Source organism: Vibrio sp. 2134-1 (genome assembly GCF_033339495.1).
In genome coordinates this window covers 1-1,266 of sequence record NZ_JAWOUS010000094.1, presented here as the reverse complement: position 1 = coordinate 1,266, position 1,266 = coordinate 1, and the positions used below count along the sequence as shown (strand labels likewise).

Genomic DNA, 1,266 nt, shown 5'->3' with positions numbered 1-1,266 from the left:
CAAAATGCCTCTTATCCCATCGATGATTTAATATCGAGTAGTCTTGCAGATCAACCACACTCATCGGTTTCGGCAATTGAAGTTCGTTATAGGAGAGAGGATAGTCAGCTAAACGCAACCAGATATCAATATCCAGCCCCGTTTGATGGCTTGAATGACCAGATGAAAAACGGCCGCCACGAGGTAAAGAAAGGTCGCCAATTAGTAAAGTAGTTTTTAACTTTTGATTCGCCTTTAAAGCTAGGCTTTCAACAAAATCTATAGTGTTAGGGTGCCCATAGTAGCGATTCGTTCGACTACGTAACACTTGATAACCTGTACCTTCTAAAGGCAGCGGGGAAGCCCCATCTAAGCAGCCATTCGCGTAACTACCAATAGAAGAGGACATATTATGAGTGGGAGCACTAACTTGCTCCCATGGCGTAGCATAAAGAGGAGCTGAGAAAAATAAACTTAAATAAAAAGAAAGACTCAGCCGCATCATACATCCCCTTTAGTAATGTTCACCATTATCATAGTAGGCATTTGGCGATAGTGCAGAAAAAATGACTGCTACATCAATATCTTCACCGACTACACCACGAACCTGTTGTGTAATTACTTTCGCCACCTTGTCTTGAGTCTCTTGTCCTCGATCAAACCACAAAACTTCAACAAAAGGATAAGCAGGACTTACCTCGCCCTCACTAAAGAAAGTTGTGTAGATGTACTCAAAAGTAAAATCTTCTCGTGGACTATTCATTAGTGGCTGGAGCTCGTCAGTCAGTGGCTTTGACAAAGCTTGTACTGCTTGAGGTTCTACAGCGCGAAATCGTAGATGTGGCATAAGGTTAATCCTATATTTGTATTGTCCTAAGATGATAACAGGAACAACAACGCTAATCATCCCAACAACAACTAGACGCGTTCTTAAAAATACCCAGAAAAACGCTAATAAATATCAACAAGAGCTTGAGATTCCAATCAGTGACATTCAACGACAAGGGATCACTAGCGGCTAGATATCAATCCCGCTGGAAATCTGCTGTTCTTTATATAGGGAAAGTAGATAAGAGATTAGGGCAGTTCAGACTTAGCTACCATTAGCTACGCGCCTAGAATCGCCTATTTGGGAACTTGAGGTCACAAAGAATAAATTTGCCATTTTACAAACGTAAAAAAGCCCCAGTCTTTCGACTGAGGCTTTAAATATGGCAGGGGTGGAGAGATTCGAACTCCCAACACGCGGATTTGGAATCCGCTGCTCTGCCAATTGGAGCTACACCC

2 protein-coding genes are annotated in these 1,266 nt (G+C 42.3%); both read right to left on the bottom strand.

Annotated features, from left to right (window positions below):
- Positions 1 to 481: penicillin-insensitive murein endopeptidase (locus R7R78_RS24095; protein WP_225474370.1), on the bottom strand; the 481-nt coding region annotated here is incomplete at its 3' end.
- A 12-nt stretch (positions 482 to 493) separates the two neighbouring features.
- The gene (locus tag R7R78_RS24090; protein ID WP_005483015.1) at positions 494 to 826 is read right to left on the bottom strand and encodes a DUF1904 domain-containing protein; all 333 of its coding nucleotides are present in this window, start codon (positions 824 to 826) and stop codon (positions 494 to 496) included.
- Positions 827 to 1,266 lie beyond the last annotated feature (440 nt).